The sequence below is a fragment of the Mycobacterium sp. genome, from assembly GCF_049281135.1.
Lineage (GTDB): Bacteria > Actinomycetota > Actinomycetes > Mycobacteriales > Mycobacteriaceae > Mycobacterium.
Genome location: NZ_JBAPRN010000553.1, coordinates 1 through 15,638, shown reverse-complemented (window position 1 = coordinate 15,638; position 15,638 = coordinate 1). Strand labels below are relative to the sequence as shown.

General features: G+C 66.4%; 15 protein-coding genes. 9 read left to right on the top strand and 6 right to left on the bottom strand.

Going from position 1 to position 15,638, the window contains the following annotated elements; translation table 11 throughout:
- A partial coding sequence (locus WAN02_RS21645) for a septum formation family protein (protein WP_422266271.1) occupies positions 1–1,228 on the bottom strand: 1,228 nt, incomplete at its 3' end.
- Between the two features lie 87 nt (positions 1,229–1,315).
- Here WAN02_RS21645 and serS point away from each other — a divergent pair.
- The gene (gene serS, locus WAN02_RS21640) at positions 1,316–2,572 is read left to right on the top strand and encodes a serine--tRNA ligase (protein WP_422266270.1); all 1,257 of its coding nucleotides are present in this window, start codon (positions 1,316–1,318) and stop codon (positions 2,570–2,572) included.
- A 125-nt stretch (positions 2,573–2,697) separates the two neighbouring features.
- A complete protein-coding gene (locus WAN02_RS21635) occupies positions 2,698–3,846 on the top strand; it encodes a diguanylate cyclase domain-containing protein (RefSeq protein WP_422266269.1) in 1,149 nt (382 codons plus the stop codon).
- Here the strand turns inward: WAN02_RS21635 and WAN02_RS21630 are convergent.
- A complete protein-coding gene (locus WAN02_RS21630; RefSeq protein WP_422266268.1) occupies positions 3,843–4,331 on the bottom strand; it encodes a DUF2834 domain-containing protein in 489 nt (162 codons plus the stop codon). The genes WAN02_RS21635 and WAN02_RS21630 overlap by 4 nt on opposite strands.
- Positions 4,332–4,402: 71 nt before the next feature.
- On the opposite strand from WAN02_RS21630, the gene WAN02_RS21625 reads away from it, so the two are divergent.
- The gene (locus WAN02_RS21625) at positions 4,403–5,026 is read left to right on the top strand and encodes a TetR/AcrR family transcriptional regulator (RefSeq protein WP_422266267.1); all 624 of its coding nucleotides are present in this window, start codon (positions 4,403–4,405) and stop codon (positions 5,024–5,026) included.
- 55 nt (positions 5,027–5,081) lie between these two features.
- Entirely contained in the window at positions 5,082–6,644 is a 1,563-nt protein-coding gene (locus tag WAN02_RS21620; protein WP_422266266.1) for a phytoene desaturase family protein, read from the top strand.
- Between the two features lie 182 nt (positions 6,645–6,826).
- On the opposite strand, the gene WAN02_RS21615 is transcribed toward WAN02_RS21620, so the two are convergent.
- Together WAN02_RS21615 and WAN02_RS21610 are read right to left on the bottom strand one after the other, a co-directional pair.
- Positions 6,827–7,165: a hypothetical protein gene (locus WAN02_RS21615; protein ID WP_422266265.1), complete on the bottom strand. Its 339-nt coding sequence runs from the start codon at positions 7,163–7,165 to the stop codon at positions 6,827–6,829.
- Positions 7,162–8,724 (bottom strand): Rieske 2Fe-2S domain-containing protein, encoded by a 1,563-nt coding sequence (locus WAN02_RS21610; protein WP_422266264.1) that lies wholly within the window; start codon positions 8,722–8,724, stop codon positions 7,162–7,164. Before WAN02_RS21610 ends, WAN02_RS21615 begins: the two co-directional genes overlap by 4 nt.
- A gap of 118 nt (positions 8,725–8,842) precedes the next feature.
- On the opposite strand from WAN02_RS21610, the gene WAN02_RS21605 reads away from it, so the two are divergent.
- Genes WAN02_RS21605 through WAN02_RS21590 form a run of 4 tightly spaced genes read left to right on the top strand, consistent with a single transcriptional unit; the run spans position 8,843 to position 12,049 of the window.
- Positions 8,843–9,613 (top strand): lysophospholipid acyltransferase family protein, encoded by a 771-nt coding sequence (locus WAN02_RS21605; protein WP_422266263.1) that lies wholly within the window; start codon positions 8,843–8,845, stop codon positions 9,611–9,613.
- A 5-nt stretch (positions 9,614–9,618) separates the two neighbouring features.
- Positions 9,619–10,368, top strand: coding sequence for a lysophospholipid acyltransferase family protein (locus WAN02_RS21600; RefSeq protein ID WP_422266262.1), 750 nt, complete (start codon positions 9,619–9,621; stop codon positions 10,366–10,368).
- A 39-nt stretch (positions 10,369–10,407) separates the two neighbouring features.
- Positions 10,408–11,193, top strand: coding sequence for a lysophospholipid acyltransferase family protein (locus WAN02_RS21595; protein ID WP_422266261.1), 786 nt, complete (start codon positions 10,408–10,410; stop codon positions 11,191–11,193).
- Between the two features lie 34 nt (positions 11,194–11,227).
- Positions 11,228–12,049: an HAD family hydrolase gene (locus WAN02_RS21590; RefSeq protein WP_422266272.1), complete on the top strand. Its 822-nt coding sequence runs from the start codon at positions 11,228–11,230 to the stop codon at positions 12,047–12,049.
- 7 nt (positions 12,050–12,056) lie between these two features.
- Here the strand turns inward: WAN02_RS21590 and WAN02_RS21585 are convergent, their stop codons facing one another.
- Both WAN02_RS21585 and WAN02_RS21580 read right to left on the bottom strand, forming a co-directional pair.
- On the bottom strand, positions 12,057–13,670 hold the full coding sequence (locus WAN02_RS21585) for an N-acetylmuramoyl-L-alanine amidase (RefSeq protein WP_422266260.1): 1,614 nt from the start codon (positions 13,668–13,670) through the stop codon (positions 12,057–12,059).
- A gap of 170 nt (positions 13,671–13,840) precedes the next feature.
- A complete protein-coding gene (locus WAN02_RS21580) occupies positions 13,841–14,665 on the bottom strand; it encodes a hypothetical protein (RefSeq protein WP_422266259.1) in 825 nt (274 codons plus the stop codon).
- A gap of 273 nt (positions 14,666–14,938) precedes the next feature.
- Between WAN02_RS21580 and WAN02_RS21575 the strand changes: the two genes are divergently transcribed.
- Positions 14,939–15,638: UDP-galactopyranose mutase (locus WAN02_RS21575; RefSeq protein WP_422266258.1), on the top strand; the 700-nt coding region annotated here is incomplete at its 3' end.

Genomic DNA, 15,638 nt, shown 5'->3' with positions numbered 1-15,638 from the left:
GGTGCTGGTTGCCCTGACGTTGGCTGGACGATCCGGACGAGCCACTCGAGCCGGAGGCGCTCGATGAACCGGACGAGCTCGACGAACCGTTCGATCCGGTCGGCGAGGCGCCGCCCCCGCCCGGGGTGGGGCCGGTCGGAATCGGCGGCAGGTTGAGCCGTTCCTGCGGGATGTCCGGTGGCGGAACCGGGGGCTGGCCGTTGATCTTCAGCGGGCCCTTGGCGCTGTTGAGCAATGTCGCCCAGCCGCCGTTACCCAGCGTTGCGCCGATGCTGCAGGCCACCTGGCGACTACCGGCCGACCAGCTGGGCAGTGACAGCGTGTTGTACGTCAATGTCAGTGTGGTGCTGCGCAACTGCACCGGCGCGAGGAAGGCGTCGGTCAGCTTGGTGCAGGAGTCCTTGATGAAGCTGTCCTGCTCGGGTTCTGGCGGCAGCCCCTCCGGGAACCTGGCCAGCAGGTTGACCGTGCCGGTGACCTCCATCGCGTGCGGCGCGGTGCAATCGACGGGGATGTCGGAGGGCTGATTGGTGGTGACATCGATGCCCAGGCAGGTGCCGTCCGGCCAGACCTTGGACTGCTCGACATCGGCGACCTTGCCCTTGAAGCCGAGCTGTTCGTTGTTGGCCCCTGGAAGTTGCAGGCCGCACAGCATCCGGCGTTCGCCGAACTGCCGCCACGCCTTGTCGCCGGGCCACAGTCCGCTGACGACGAACTTGCTGGTCGGGTCGAACTTCGCGCCGAGGTAGCGGCGTGCTGCCGACTCGCACAGCTCCAGGCTGAGCTGCTCGATTCGGCTAGCCGCCGGCAGCGGCGCCGACGGGCCGTACTCCGAGCCGGGGAAGGTACGCGTGTCGATCGACTCGGCCACCTCGAAACGGTGATCGTCCCTGCAGTCGACAACCTTGGCGGCCTCTAGCATCCGGTCCGGCCATGTCAGGCAGTCGCCGCTGACGGCGTGGTTCAATGCGCTGTTGCCGTTTGACCCGGTCGGGGGCACCGGGTCGATGTAGCCGGCCAGCCGGCCGGGACCGCCACCGATCGGCAGCGCGGTGACCAGCCCGGCGATCAGCAGACCACCCAGAGCGGCCAGCAACAGCGCCCGCCGGGTCGCCGAGGCCTGCAGCGTCCCGCCCAGGGCGGTCAGCCACCCGACCCGCGGCAGCCAACGACCCGGCCGGTCAGCCCGGGATTCGTCGCGTTCGGATTCGTGCCACATCGGATCCATTCTGACAGGCGCACCGCACTTAGTGACAGCTGTTGCAGAAGTAAATGGTTGTCGTCGGTCCACGACACCCGCGTAGGGTTCTAGCCCGTGATCGACCTGAAGCTGCTCCGGGACAATCCCGATGCCGTGCGCGAGTCGCAGAAGAAGCGAGGCGAAGACCCGGCGCTGGTCGACGCGCTGCTGGCCGCCGATACCGCCCGCCGGACCGCTATCTCGTCGGCCGACTCGCTGCGCGCCGACCAGAAGGCGGCCAGCAAGAAGGTCGGCGCCGCTTCCGCCGACGACCGGCCCAAGCTGTTGCAACAGGCCAAAGACCTTGCCGAGCAAGTCAAGTCAGCCGAGGTACAGCAGGCCGAGGCCGAGGCGACGTTCGCCGCCGCGCACATGGCGATCTCGAACGTGATCATCGACGGCGTGCCGGCCGGCGGGGAGGACAACTTCGCCGTCCTCGACGTCGTCGGTGAGCCGGCCGCGATCGACAACCCCAAGGACCACCTCGAGCTCGGCGAGGCGCTGGGCCTGCTCGACATGGAACGCGGCGCCAAGGTAGCCGGCTCGCGGTTCTACTTTCTGACCGGACAGGGTGCCTTGCTGCAGCTGGGCCTGCTGCAGATGGCGATCCGGCTGGCGGCCGACAACGGCTTCGTCCCGATCATCCCGCCGGTGCTGGTGCGTCCGGAGGTGATGTCGGGGACCGGGTTCCTCGGTGCGCACGCCGACGAGATCTACCGGGTGGAGGCCGACGATTTGTACCTGGTCGGCACGTCGGAGGTTCCGCTGGCCGGCTACCACGCCGACGAGATCCTCGACCTTTCCGGCGGCCCGCTGCGCTACGCCGGCTGGTCGTCCTGCTTTCGACGGGAAGCGGGCAGCTACGGCAAAGACACCCGCGGCATCATCCGCGTGCATCAGTTCGACAAGGTCGAGGCGTTCGTCTACTGCAATCCCGCCGACGCCGAGGCCGAACATGAGCGGCTACTGGGCTGGCAGCGCGAGATGCTGGCCCGCATCGAGGTGCCTTATCGCGTAATCGATGTCGCTGCAGGCGATCTCGGCTCATCGGCGGCCCGAAAATTCGACTGCGAGGCGTGGGTGCCCACCCAGCAGGCCTACCGCGAGCTGACCTCGACGTCCAACTGCACCACATTCCAGGCCCGCCGACTGGCCACCCGTTACCGCGATTCCAACGGCAAACCGCAGATCGCCGCGACGCTAAACGGCACCCTGGCCACCACGCGCTGGCTGGTCGCCATTCTGGAGAACCACCAGCGACCCGACGGAAGTGTGCGGGTGCCCGAGGCTCTGGTGCCTTTCGTGGGTACCGAGGTGCTCGAGCCGGCGTAGCCGCTTTGCCACCATCGCCGGCAGCTACGTTCAGCTAGCGGTTTCGTCGCTGCACTATCATCTTGTGACCGCGTCCTGTTGGCGCGGATGGGGCGACCATCTTCGGATGGTGAGAGAAGAGCGCGATGGCTTGGCTGAGGCTGTGGTGGCGCCAGTCCGATCACTATGAGCGGCTGAGCTCGCACCTCCAGGCCCGCGGCATGGACACCCTGACCCGAGCCACCATCTCGCTGATCGCGAGTGGTCTGGCGGTCGTAGCCCTCGCGACCATCTGGAGCACCACCGGTCCGCGGAGTGCGGTTTCGCTGGCCTGCACCTTGACCGCCTCCGTCTGTGCCGCGGGCGGAGCGCTGTTGTGGGCGACGCGCTGGCCGAGCCGCACCGCGGCGATTCGGTTCGTCACGGTGGCGACCGCGAGCATCGCGTTGATCGCGCTGGCTCAACACCACACCGTCGTCGGCGTGCTGACCTGTACCGCGTTCGCGGCGACGGCCAGCTACATCGCGCTGTTCCACACCGCGCCAGTGCTGGCGATCCATTTCGCGGTCGCCAGCACGGTCGGTGGGTTCGAAGCCGGCCGGATGGCGTCGAGGTACAACCTCATCTCGGGGGTGTCCGCGTACCTGCTGTTGCTGCTGCTCACCCTGGTTGTGCCGTTCGGTATCCAGGTCGTGGTGCACGTGCTCGGTGCCGACGCCGTGCGGGCGGAGAGTGATCAGCTGACCGACCTGCTGACCCGGCGGGCTTTTCGCCGTCGCGCCAATGCGCGCCTGGAGCAGGGTCGCGACCAACTCGGTCATTTCGTGGTCACCATGATCGACCTGGACCAGTTCAAACAGCTCAACGACAACTACGGACACCGCACCGGCGACGATGCGTTGATCTCGGTCGCCCGTGCGCTGCGCGACACCACCGATGACACCGCGGTCATCGGCCGTTCGGGTGGCGAAGAATTCGTCATCGCCGACATCTGGCACCCCGACGAAATAAGCCATCGGGCGCAGCAGCTATGCGACGTCATCGCCGCCCTCCCGTTCGGTATCACTGCCAGCATCGGCACCGCCCGCATTCATCCTGCTTACCGGCCAGGTGATGACGACGACTTACTTTTCGAGCTGATCTCGGCAGCCGACGACGCGATGTACATTGCCAAACGGCGCGGCGGAAACCAGGCCGGCCATCACGACTGGCCGCTGCCGCTGTCCGACTTCACCGAGGACAAAACCGAGTTCACCGACGACGAAACCGACTTCCGCGACGGGGTCAGCGCTTAAGCGTCGACAGTCGTTGCCGCGCTGGAGCTTTGCGCGTGGCGCCGCTGACGTTCGATGGTCGCGAAGTAGAACGCGAAAGGGAAAGCAAAGCTGGTGAAAAAGCTGGAAAGAAAGAACAGCCACGGGCGCCGCAGCCCCCGCCGGTAACCGTCGATGATGGTAAACACCGGCATCAGAATGACATTCGCGATCATGTAGTCCTGGTTGCCGGAGCCGCATGCCGGGGTGGCGAACTGTCCTTTGATGAATTCCGGATAGCTCGCCGGGCCCGAGATGAGATTGCCCTGCCCATGCGCGGCCAGGACGAAATGGATGTTGAACCAATAACCAAGCACGATCGACGCGATGCCGGCGGCGTAGTACACGCATTCGAGTGGGGAGAGCCAACTCCCGCCTTCTGGTTTCGCGTAGATCTTCGGATTCGACGCGACGATCCAGACGATGCAGCCAAGCCCTAGGAGAAAGTGGACGACTATCGAGACCATTGCCGCAGTCTCACCCCGGTGTCGAAGTTTTGTCAATATTGACATAACAGGATTTGAGGTAATTTACAGGCATGATCCGGCCGGCGCAGACTGCGCGCAGCGAGCGCACCCGCGAGGCGCTGCGGCAGGCGGCGCTGGTGCGGTTCCTCGCCCAGGGCGTCGAGGACACCTCCGCCGAGCAGATCGCGGCGGATGCCGGGGTGTCGCTGCGCACCTTCTACCGACACTTCTCCTCCAAGCACGACTTGCTGTTCGCCGACTACACCGGATTGCACTGGTTTCGCGCGGCACTGGCCGATCGGCCGGCCGACGAATCGATCATCGATTCTGTGCAGGCCGCGATCTTCGCCTTCCCGTATGACGTTGACGCCGTTGGGAAGATCGCCGCGCTGCGCGATGACGAGATCGACCCGGGCCGCATCGTCCGGCACATCCGGGATGTGCAGGCCGACTTCGCCGACGCGATCACGACCCAGCTACAACGCCGGAGCGCCACGGGCGAACCGTCGCCGGACGAGCAGGTGCGCTTCGCGGTGACCGCGCGCTGCATCGCGGCGGCGGTCTTCGGTGCGATGGAGGTCTGGATGCTCGGCGACAACCGATCGCTGGGCGAGCTCGCGCGGGTCTGCCACGTCGCGTTGGAGACGCTGCGAGCCGGCATCACCGATACCTGGGCGGACTCAGTTTCGTCATAATTGACAAAACATGCCATCCATGTCAGCCTGCGCAGCAGAGCGGAAGGCGGAGCAGATGACCGACTACGACGCGATCGTGATTGGCGCCGGACACAACGGATTGGCCGCCGCGGTGCTGCTGCAGAAAGCGGGACTGCGGACGCTGTGTCTGGAATCCAAGCTCTACGCGGGCGGCATGGCCTCGACGGTGGAACTGTTCGACGGCTATCACTTCGAGATCGCGGGGTCCGTGCAGTTTCCGACCGCACCGGTGGTCCGCGAACAGCTTGGCTTGGACACCATTCCGACGATCGACCTGGACGTGATGTCGGTGGCGCTCCGCGGCGTCGGTGACGACCCGATGGTGCAGTACAGCGACCCGATCAAGTTGTTCACCCATCTCAACGAGGTGCACGGGGCAGACGCCGTCAACGGCATGGCCGGCCTGATGGGCTGGGCTATGGCGCCGACCCGGGCACTGGGTCGGTTCGAGGCCGGCGCGCCACCCAAGACTCTCGACGAGATGTATGCCTGTGCCACCAATGAATTCGAACGCGCCGCGATCGACGACATGTTGTTTGGGTCGGTCACCGACGTGCTTGACCGCTATCTTCCGGACCGCGAGAAGCACGGCGCGCTGCGCGGTTCGATGACGGTCTTGGCCGTCAACACCCTCTACCGCGGCCCGGCCACCCCGGGCAGCGCGGCCGCACTGGCCTTCGGGCTGGGCGTTCCCGACGGCGACACCATGCAGATGAAGAAGCTGCGTGGCGGCATCGGCGCGCTCACCGAGCATCTGGTCGAGGTGCTCGAGCGTGAGGGCGGCGAGGTCCGGTTGCGCACCAAGGTGACCGAGGTGCTGGTGACCGAGGGCAAGGTGAAAGGGGTGCGCACCGAGGCGGGGCAGACCGTGACCGCGCCGATCGTCGTCTCCGCAGTCGCGCCCGACCTGACCGTCAACGAACTGATCGACTCCGCGGCGATACCCGCCGATATCCGCGAGCGCTACGCCCGGATCGATCACCGAGGCAGCTACATCCAGATGCATTTCGCGCTGGACGAGGCTCCCGAATTCGCCGCCCCGTACGAGGCGCTGAACGAGCCGAGCATGCAGGCGTCGATCGGAATCTTCTGCACGCCCGAAGAAGTCCAGCAGCAGTGGGAGGACTGCCGGCGCGGGATCGTGCCCGCCGACCCGACGGTGGTCTTCCAGGTCCCCTCGCAGAACGATCCCGGCCTCGCGCCCCCGGGCAAGCACGCGGCGTCGGCGTTCGCACTGTGGTTCCCGATCGAGGGTGACGTGGACTACGGCGCGGCGAAGGTCGAGATGGGTCAGCGGGTGATCGACAAGATCACCCGGTTGGCGCCGAACTTCGAGCGCAGCATCAGCCGGCACACCACGTTCACGCCCAAACACATGGGGGTGATGTTCGGCGCCCCCGGCGGCGACTACTGCCACGGCCTGTTCCACGCCAACCAGGTCGGGCCCAACCGGCCCGGGCCGAAAGGCTTTCTCGGACAGCCGCTTCCGGTCGACGGTCTGTACCTGGCCAGCACCGGATGCCACGGCGGCCCGGGTATCACGTTTATCCCGGGGTACAACGCGGCCCGTGCGGCACTGGATGACGCCGGGCGCTAATCCCGCTCGTCGAGCAGCCGATCCAGCAGCGCGATGAACTCACCCGCGTTGGCCGGGGGGAACGCGGGGCTGGGCCGGGCGCCGACTGTGTAGCTTATAAATGCCAACGGCGGACATTCCCGTGCATAACCTGCACAGTCGACGCGAGTCGCGGCCCGTGCGGCACTGGATGACGCCGGGCGCTAGTCCCGCTCGTCGAGCAGCCGATCCAGCAGCGCGATGAACTCATCCGCGTTGGCCGGGGTGAACGCGGGGCTGGGTCGGGTGCCCCGCACGTCCAGCGTGATCAAGGTCGACCGAAACGGCCGGCCCATATCGAGCGGCAGCCAGCGGCGCAGGTCTGAGCTGCCCCAGATACGGAACCGATGTAGCAGCAGACCCAGCGCTTCGGCCTTGTAGCCGCGAATGTTGTTCAGCGCAATGATCTTCGACGTGCCGGACGGAAAGTGGTAGCGGCGCAGCGTGATCGCCTCCCGGTCCAGCTGGACCAGGCCATCGTCATAGGAGTTCAATGCGCTCATGCCCGCGAACTCCGAAGCTGGTGACCGCGGCCGGTCAGGCAGCGGCCGTTCTCCAGGTTCCACTGCCAGCCGTGCAGGTTGCAGGTCAAGGTGTCGCCTTCCACCACGCCGAACTTGGACAGGTCGGCCTTCAGATGAGGGCATCGCCGCTGAATCTCCCAGCCGTCCATGGTGACTGACGCGGCGTCGTCGTGCGTTTCGGCGAACCAGCCGTCGGCGTAGGCGATCCGCTCGTCGGTGAGGCACTTGAAGAACGTGTACAGGTACTCGTTGTAGCCCCCCACCCGCCAAGCCCTGAACCGGGTCGACAGAAAGATGGTGTTGACCCAGTCCGGCTCGTTGTCGCGCAGCACGGTGCGCACCAGCTCGGCCGGAATGGCGAACCCGTAGCGGAACTTCTCGTCCGGAATAGCTTCTCGCACCGTGCGTTTGGGAAAGTCGAGCACAACTTTCTCTTGGCCTGCCGGGGACCCGAGAACAAGCTCGACCGGGTAGCCGATGCCGTCGCAGATCTCGTCGCTGGCCAGCATGATCGGCTCGAACACCGTGCGAAGCGGCTCGAGCAGCGATTCTCCGGTCGCGGCCGCCCAGCCGGCCTTCTCCGCCGCCAGCACCGGCTCCATCCGGGCGGCGTAGTCGGCGATGTAGTCCGCCTTGCCGGTGGTGAAGATGGCCTCGACCTCTTCGGTAGGCACCGGATGCCGGTGCGAATCAAGCTGTGCGCCAGAGAATTCAGCCGTCGACCCGGGAATCATCAGCAGACCTCGGTCGTGGCCGTTGGCACGCATCTGGTCGAGGAAGACCATCTGGTCGGGGAAGATGTTGGCCGGATCCCCGTGGTCGTCGTTGAGGTCACGCAGCGCGGGGTCCAGGAAGCATGGTGGGCCGGCGGACGGGACCACCCAGGTCGCCCCGACCTGCGCGATGTACTGGCGGGCTCGGTCCATCTGGCGTTGCCGCTTTTGAATGCCGAACGTCTCCTTGGCGCGCTCCGGCATGTCGTAGACCATCGGGTACCAGATCGCACCGGAGTACTGCAGCAGGTGCACGTCGAGTTGACCGAACTCGTTCGCCAGCACGTCGAGGTCCACCGGCCGGGCGTCGTTCATGTTGAAGGCGGTCGTCACGCCGTCGGAGACCACCAGCGCCGAATCGCCGATCGGGCCGTCGGCGGGCGCACGCAGCGCGATGATCATGATGTCCAGCTCGCCTTTCGGACCGCTGAGCCGGTGCTTCACCGAATCGGTGGTCTCGAAGAAGCGGTGGAAGCCCAACAGCTGCAAAGCATTTTTCAGGTCTGGCACCGGATAGTCCGGCAGCAGGACGGTGGCGTCCTTGTTGACGTGCTCGGTCAGCAGCTTGGCGTCGAAGTGGTCCTTGTGCAGATGTGAGACGTACAGATAGTCGCAGTCACCCAGCGCTTGCCAGTCCAGGCGGCTGTTGTCCGGGAACGGGAACCACGATGCGAAGTAGGCCGGGTTGACCCAGGGGTCGCACAGAATGCTGCCGGCCGGAGTATCGATCCGAAAGCCGGCGTGGCCGATGCTTGTGACCTGCACTGACACCCTTCAAGGACTGGTTACGCGACGCTCGTCTGCCGCTCCGAGCTTAGCGGGAGCGCGGTGAAAGGCCCGACCCGCTAGAGCCACTCAGGCGCGAACACTAGGCTTGATCACCGTGGAGCCGGTATACGGAACGGTGATCGCGCTCGTCCGAACTGTGTGGCGGGTGCAGGGTTTGCGTTTCACGGTCATCGGGCAGGAGAACATCCCTGCCACCGGCGGCGCCGTCATTGCCATCAACCACACCGGCTACATGGACTTCACCCTCGCCGGGTTACCCGCCTTCCGGGAGCACCGCACGCGCAAAGTCCGGTTCATGGCGAAACAGGAAGTCTTCGACAGCAAGCTGACCGGACCGATCATGCGGGGCTGCCGGCATATCCCGGTGGACCGCTCCAGCGGCGCCGCGTCGTACGCCGTCGCCGTCGAGCGGCTCAAGGCCGGCGAACTCGTCGGCGTCTATCCCGAAGCGACAATCAGCCGCAGCTTCGAGATCAAGGAATTCAAGTCCGGTGCCGCCAGGATGGCGATCGAGGCCAATGTGCCGATCATTCCGCACATCGTCTGGGGCGCCCAACGGATCTGGACCAAGGACCATCCCAAGAAGATGTTCCGCCCGAAGGTGCCGATCGTGGTGCTGGTCGGTGAGCCGATTCAGCCGACGCTGCCCGCGGCCGAACTGACTACCTTGCTGCACTCCCGGATGCAGCATCTGCTGGAGCGGGCGCAAGACGCATACGGTCCGCACCCTCCCGGCGAGTGGTGGGTTCCCCACCGGCTCGGTGGCAGCGCACCGACTCTGGCCGAGGCCGCCCAGCTCGACGCCGAAGAAGCCAGCCAGCGCGCAGCAGCGAGGGCCGCGCGCAAGGCGGGTCGCTCCGAATAACGGCCATGGAGCCCGTTTATCGCGCGGTCGCGGTCACTGCCAAGGTCCTCGTCGCGGCGACCGGCACCAGGATCACCTACGAAGGCCTCGAACACATCCCGCGCACCGGCGGTGCGGTGATCGCGATCAACCACACCAGCTACGTCGACTGGCTGCCGGCCGGGCTCGCAGGGATCGCTCGGGGGCGGCATGTTCGCTACATGCTCAAAGCCGAGATGCAGCAGGTGAAGTTCGTCGACTTTCTGATCAGGCACTGCAAGCACATTCCGGTCGATCGCGGCGCCGGCGCGGAGGCGTACGCCGAAGCCGTCCGGCGACTGCGGGACGGCCAGATCGTCGGCGTGATGCCGGAGGCGACGATCAGCCGCAGCTTCGAGCTCAAGGAGTTCAAAAACGGTGCGGCCCGGATGGCCCTGGAAGCCGAGGTGCCGATCATCCCGTTGATCGTGTGGGGCGCCCAGCGGATCTGGACCAAAGGTCACCCGCGCAATGTCGGCTACAAGAAGATCCCGGTGATCGTGGCCGCAGGCGAGCCGTTGCCGCCGACCGGCGATGCCGAGCATCTGGACGCCGCGCTGCGCGAGGGAATGACTTCGCTGCTGCATCGTGTTCAAGAGGAGTATCCGCATCCAGAGGGTGCTTTTTGGGTGCCGCGGCGGTTGGGCGGGAGCGCACCTACGGTAGCGGAGGCAAAAATTATTGAGGACACTGAAAAGGCCGAGCGCGTCCGCAGGCGGGCAGAGCCCAGCCCCTGAGCGTGGCTGGCAGCAAACGGATAGTAAGGAGCGACCGCCATGCCAGAGCCGTTCTACCGGTTCGGAGAATGGGTCGTTCCACCGGTAGTCGCGATGAATGGGACGAAGTTCACCTTCCGGGGGCTGGAGAACATCCCGGAGCGCGGTGGCGCGCTGCTCGCCCAGAATCACACCAGCTACCTGGACTGGCTTCCGCCGTTGTTCGCCGCCCGCGAGCGCGGCCGACGGATGTACTTCATGATCAAGGCCGAGATGGCCGATGTGAAGGCGGTCAACTACGTCATCAAGCACGCGCGGCTGATTCCGGTGGACCGCCGGCAAGGGCATGACGCTTTCGACACCGCGGTGCAGCGGCTGCGCGAGGGCGAGTTGATCGGGATGCATCCCGAGGCCACCATCAGCCGCAGTTTCGAGTTGCGCGAGTTCAAGACCGGCGCGGCCAGAATGGCGCTGGAGGCGCAGGCGCCGATCGTCCCGCTGATCGTCTGGGGTGCCCACCGCATCTGGCCCAAGGATCACGAAAAGAAGTTGTTCCGCAACAAGGTTCCGATCACCGTCGCCGCCGGCCGCCCGCTGGCCCCGCACGGAACCGCCGAAGAACTCAACCTCGCCCTGCGCGCGGCGATGAACGAGTTGCTGTACCAGGTGCAGGAGGAGTACCCGCACCCGGAAGGCGAGTACTGGGTGCCGCGCCGGCTTGGCGGTAGCGCGCCGACGCGCGACGACTCGCAGAAGATCCGACTCCACGAACTGCAGGAGCGCCTCGACAGGTACGGGACCGACGGCGTCACCCGCCCCGGACAAAGCCAAAGCGGAACGCATTGATCGCCTGCTGTGGAAGAAGATTGGGCACAGTGGCCTGCAAATGACCCTGCCCGCGCTGATCGCCTGCGACGTTGACGGCACCCTGCTCGGCGAAGACGAAGAAGTCACTGCGCGCACCCGCGACGCCGTGCGTGCGGCCATCGATGCGGGCGTGCTGTTCGTGCTCGCCACCGGCCGCCCGCCGCGATGGATCCCGCCGGTGGTCGACGGGCTCGGTTTTGCGCCGATTGCGGTGTGCGCCAACGGTGGTGTGATCTACGACCCGGAGACCGACAGGGTGCTCTCCGCCAAGACGCTATCCGTCGATGCGCTGTGCGAGCTGGCGGAGATCGCCACCCGGGTCATCCCGGGAGCCGGCCTGGCCGTCGAGCGGGTTGGGGCCAGCGCGCACGACAGCGCCACCCCGCAGTTCGTCAGTTCGCCGGGATACGAGCACGCGTGGCTCAACCCAGACAACACCGAGGTCTCCGTCGACGACCTGCTCAGTGCGCCCGCCGTCAAGCTGTTGGTCCGCAAGGCGGGCGCGCGCAGCGCCGACATGGCCGCCGCGCTCGCCAAGCACGTCGGTGTCGAGGGCGACATCACCTACTCGACCAACAACGGGTTGGTCGAGATAGTGCCGGTCGGTGTCGACAAGGCCAACGGCGTCGCCGAAATCGCTGGACCGCTTGGCATTCCCGCGTCCGACTGGGTCGCGTTCGGCGATATGCCCAATGACGTGCCGATGCTCCTGCGCGCCGGTCTCGGAGTGGCAATGGGTAATGCGCACCCCGACGCGCTCGCGGCGGCCGACGAGGTCACCACAACCAACGCCGACGACGGGGTGGCGCGCGTGCTGGAACGCTGGTGGTTGTAGGCGGTCGCTAAGCGGCCGGCGCCACGGGGGAGAACCGCTCGAGCTGAACCGGCGGTCCCGTCGCGGACGGCGGCGGCAGTTCCTCGACCACGCCGTCGATGACCCGGCTGATCCGCCCGCTGAGCCGGTCGAAGTTCAGCGTGCCGTGCTGGAAGTTCTGCTTCACCCATTGCGGCTCTTGGAATTCGGAGCTGGTCGGCAGGCCCAGGGCTCCCCGCTCGTAGCCGAGTGAGGCCCACGCGTCGTAAATGGCTCCGGTGACTGCTTGCGGACCGGTTTCCGGCGACCAGTACATCGCGCCGCGGTCGAAGTTGGCGTAGCGGGTGTCGCCCTCGCCGGTCGCTTCCGGCGAGGTGGGTGCGCCCAGGATGCTGCTCGGGCCGCCGATCGTCTGCCAACGGTCGTAGATGGCACCGCCTTGTAGCGACAGGGCCAGGTCTTCGGGTCTCGGTGGCCCGCTGAAATGCGCTGCGGTTTCCCGAATTTCGTCAAGCAGCCCATACGCGACGTTGCCGGGGCAGTCGGTGGCGCCGACGTCGCGGTGACTGAAGATGGTCGGCAGCGTCGCGATGGCGTTGAGTGGGAAGTTGGTGTTCTCCCCACCGGCTGACGGCAAAGCGACTGTGCCTCTTGGGTTTATGTGGTCCATGCCGAGCCGCCAGCCGATCAGCCGGCCGAGCGTGTGCAGCTGGATCGGCGTCGGCGCCACGTCGTCGAAGTTGCCGATCATCGCCACTCCCCAGCTGTCCCGGTTGAAACCGCCGGTGTGGTCGCCCTGCACCGGCCCGACCAGCGCGCCGGCCCTGCCCTCGAATACCTGGCCGTACTTGTCGACCAGCGCGTTGTAGGCGATGTCGCACCAGCCCAGGATCTGGGTGTGATACGCGTAGATCGACTGGACGATCGCCACCGAATCCTGTGGCTGGTAGTCGTTGCTCTCGGCGGTGTGGTGGACCACCGCGGCGCGGATGGGTTGGTCCAACGGCCGGTTTCCGCAGTGCACCGCTTCGTCGGCGCCCCATTGCGCGCGGGAGATGATGTTCGGCGCCTGGCCCGCCGCGACGATCGCGGTCGGTGGTGTCCACTGGGTGTCGGCGGGCGCCTCTGGCGGGGAGATGAGAATAGCCGAGATGTTCTGCGCCAGAGGCTGTTGCGCGTTGGCCGGGATGTAACCCAGGCCGGCGTGCGACGCGGTCTTCGGCGGGACGGTCTGCGGCGCGCCGGCCGGACGGGTGACTGAGATCTGGACCGTCGTGGTCTTGCCGACGAAGACGGGATCGGTGCCGCGTGGACCCGGGGTCGAGTGGTGGTCACCCGAAGAGAGCAGCGTCTCGGTGTCGTACCACGGGCCCCACGAGCCGTCGAGGTGCCGAGCGCGGACTCGCGCCGAGGTACCGGTGAGGTCTCCACCGGTCAGTGCCACCATGGAAAACGGCGTTGGCTGGCTGATTTCGCGGACCGTGACGCCGCCGCGAAGGCCGATCAGCGGCTGCTGGGCAAGTTGAGTGTCGCCGTGATGGGCCGACTGTTCCCGATGTTCGCTTGCCGCCCACGGCAGGATGACGACGGTCGCCGCGATGGCGGTGAACAGCATCGTCGGCGGACGACGGCGGGACGGCACGATCCGATGTTACGTATGTGTCTATTGGTGCAAATGATTCGACACGCTACTCAAGTGAACAAAGTGATCTTGGCGCGGCACGGCACCGCAGAGTTTGAGCGGCCCTGGTCAAGCCAGGAGCCCACTTCTGCGGTGCCGTTTCGGGGGGAAATCCGAAGCCGCGGGTGCGATCAGGGGATCGGCGCCGGCACGGGTGGCGGAGGAACCGGGGCCGCCGCGCCGTGTGCCGCGTTCTGCAGCTGCGGCAGGATCATGCCCTTGAGCAAGTCAATGGCCTGACCCGCGCCCAGCTGGTTGGCCGCGCTCATCATGTCGCTGACGAGCCCGCCACTGGGGGCCGGCGCCGCGCCAAGAGACGGGTCGCCGAGGATCGGGTAGGTACCGCCGGCACCGGGGTCCAATCCGACCGGGTCGCTGATCGGCAGTTCGCTCGGGCTCGACAGGCCACCGGCACCGGTGGCCGGGTCAAAGGCGCTCGGGCTGGTCAGCCCAGGTGTCAGCCCGGGGCTGGTCAGGCCGGGGGTGGACAGGCCCGGAGTCGTTCCAGACGTCAGCCCGGGGGTCAGGCCCGGGGTTGCGCCCGGGGTCAGACCCGGAGTCGTGAGGCCGGGGGTCAGGCCCGGCGTGGTCAGACCCGGTGACGTCAGGCCCGGCGTGGTCAGACCCGGTGACGTGAAGCCCGGCGAGGTCAGCCCAGGGCTGGCCAGATCGGGCGAGCCCAGGCCGGGAGTGCCGAAGCTGCTGGGGCTGGTGGCACCGGTCAGGCTCGGGATCGGCGGGAGGCTGACGCCGAACTGCGACAACCCCTGTGTCAGCGCGCCCATCAGCTCGCCGGGCAGGTCGGTCATGGACGCGGCCCGGACGAACTCGTGGTGCACGGGTGCGGGCTTGGCGGTCAGGTCGCAAACAGCGATGTAAGCAAAAGGACTCGCGACCGCCAGAGCGGCGAACGCGCTCGTGGCTGTCGAGAGCCTGCGTCGACGTCGGTTCGGCACGGAAGTCTCCTCAATCTGGAAATGCGGTCAACGTCATGCCCGAGGGCAAGGTGCCTGATAGGTCGTTCTCAGCGCACATGACCGATGGTACGTACGTGATTGATGGGACTAGAGTGACGAGATCCAATCGTGAGCAGATCGCGACGTTCGTCACCAAAATCTGCACTATCGTTACCCGCCACGCCGGTGTATGGGCTTGCAGTCGATGTTGTCGCGCCAAGACCCCCGCGCCGAACGGGCGGCGGTCTCGTAGTCGGATACCCTAGGCAACCGATGACTTCTCCTTCCGGTCGCTTTGACCTCTATGTCGTCGGCTCCGGATTTTTCGGTCTGACGATTGCCGAGCGCGTGGCCACTCAGCTCGGCAAGCGGGTGCTCGTCGTCGACCGGCGTCCGCATATCGGCGGAAACGCCTATTCCGAGCCCGAGCCACAGACCGGTATCGAGGTGCACAAGTACGGCGCGCACCTGTTCCACACCTCCAACAAACGGGTGTGGGATTACGTGCGGCAGTTCACCGACTTCACCGGCTACCAGCATCGGGTCTTCGCCATGCACGACGGCCAGGCCTACCAGTTCCCGATGGGCCTCGGTCTGGTGTCGCAGTTCTTCGGCCACTACTTCACGCCCGACGAGGCCAGGTCGCTGATCGCCGAGCAGGCCGCCGAGATCAAGAGCGACGACGCGCAGAACTTCGAGGAGAAGGCGATCTCGCTGATCGGCCGGCCGCTGTACGACGCGTTCGTCAAGCACTACACCGCCAAGCAGTGGCAGACCGACCCCAAGGAGCTGCCGGCGGCCAACATCACCCGGCTGCCGGTGCGCTACACCTTCGACAACCGCTACTTCAACGACACCTACGAGGGCCTGCCGGTCGACGGCTACACCGCTTGGCTGCAGAATATGGCGGCCGACGACCGCATCGAGGTCAGGCTGCACACCGACTGGTTCGACGTCCGCGACGAATTACGCG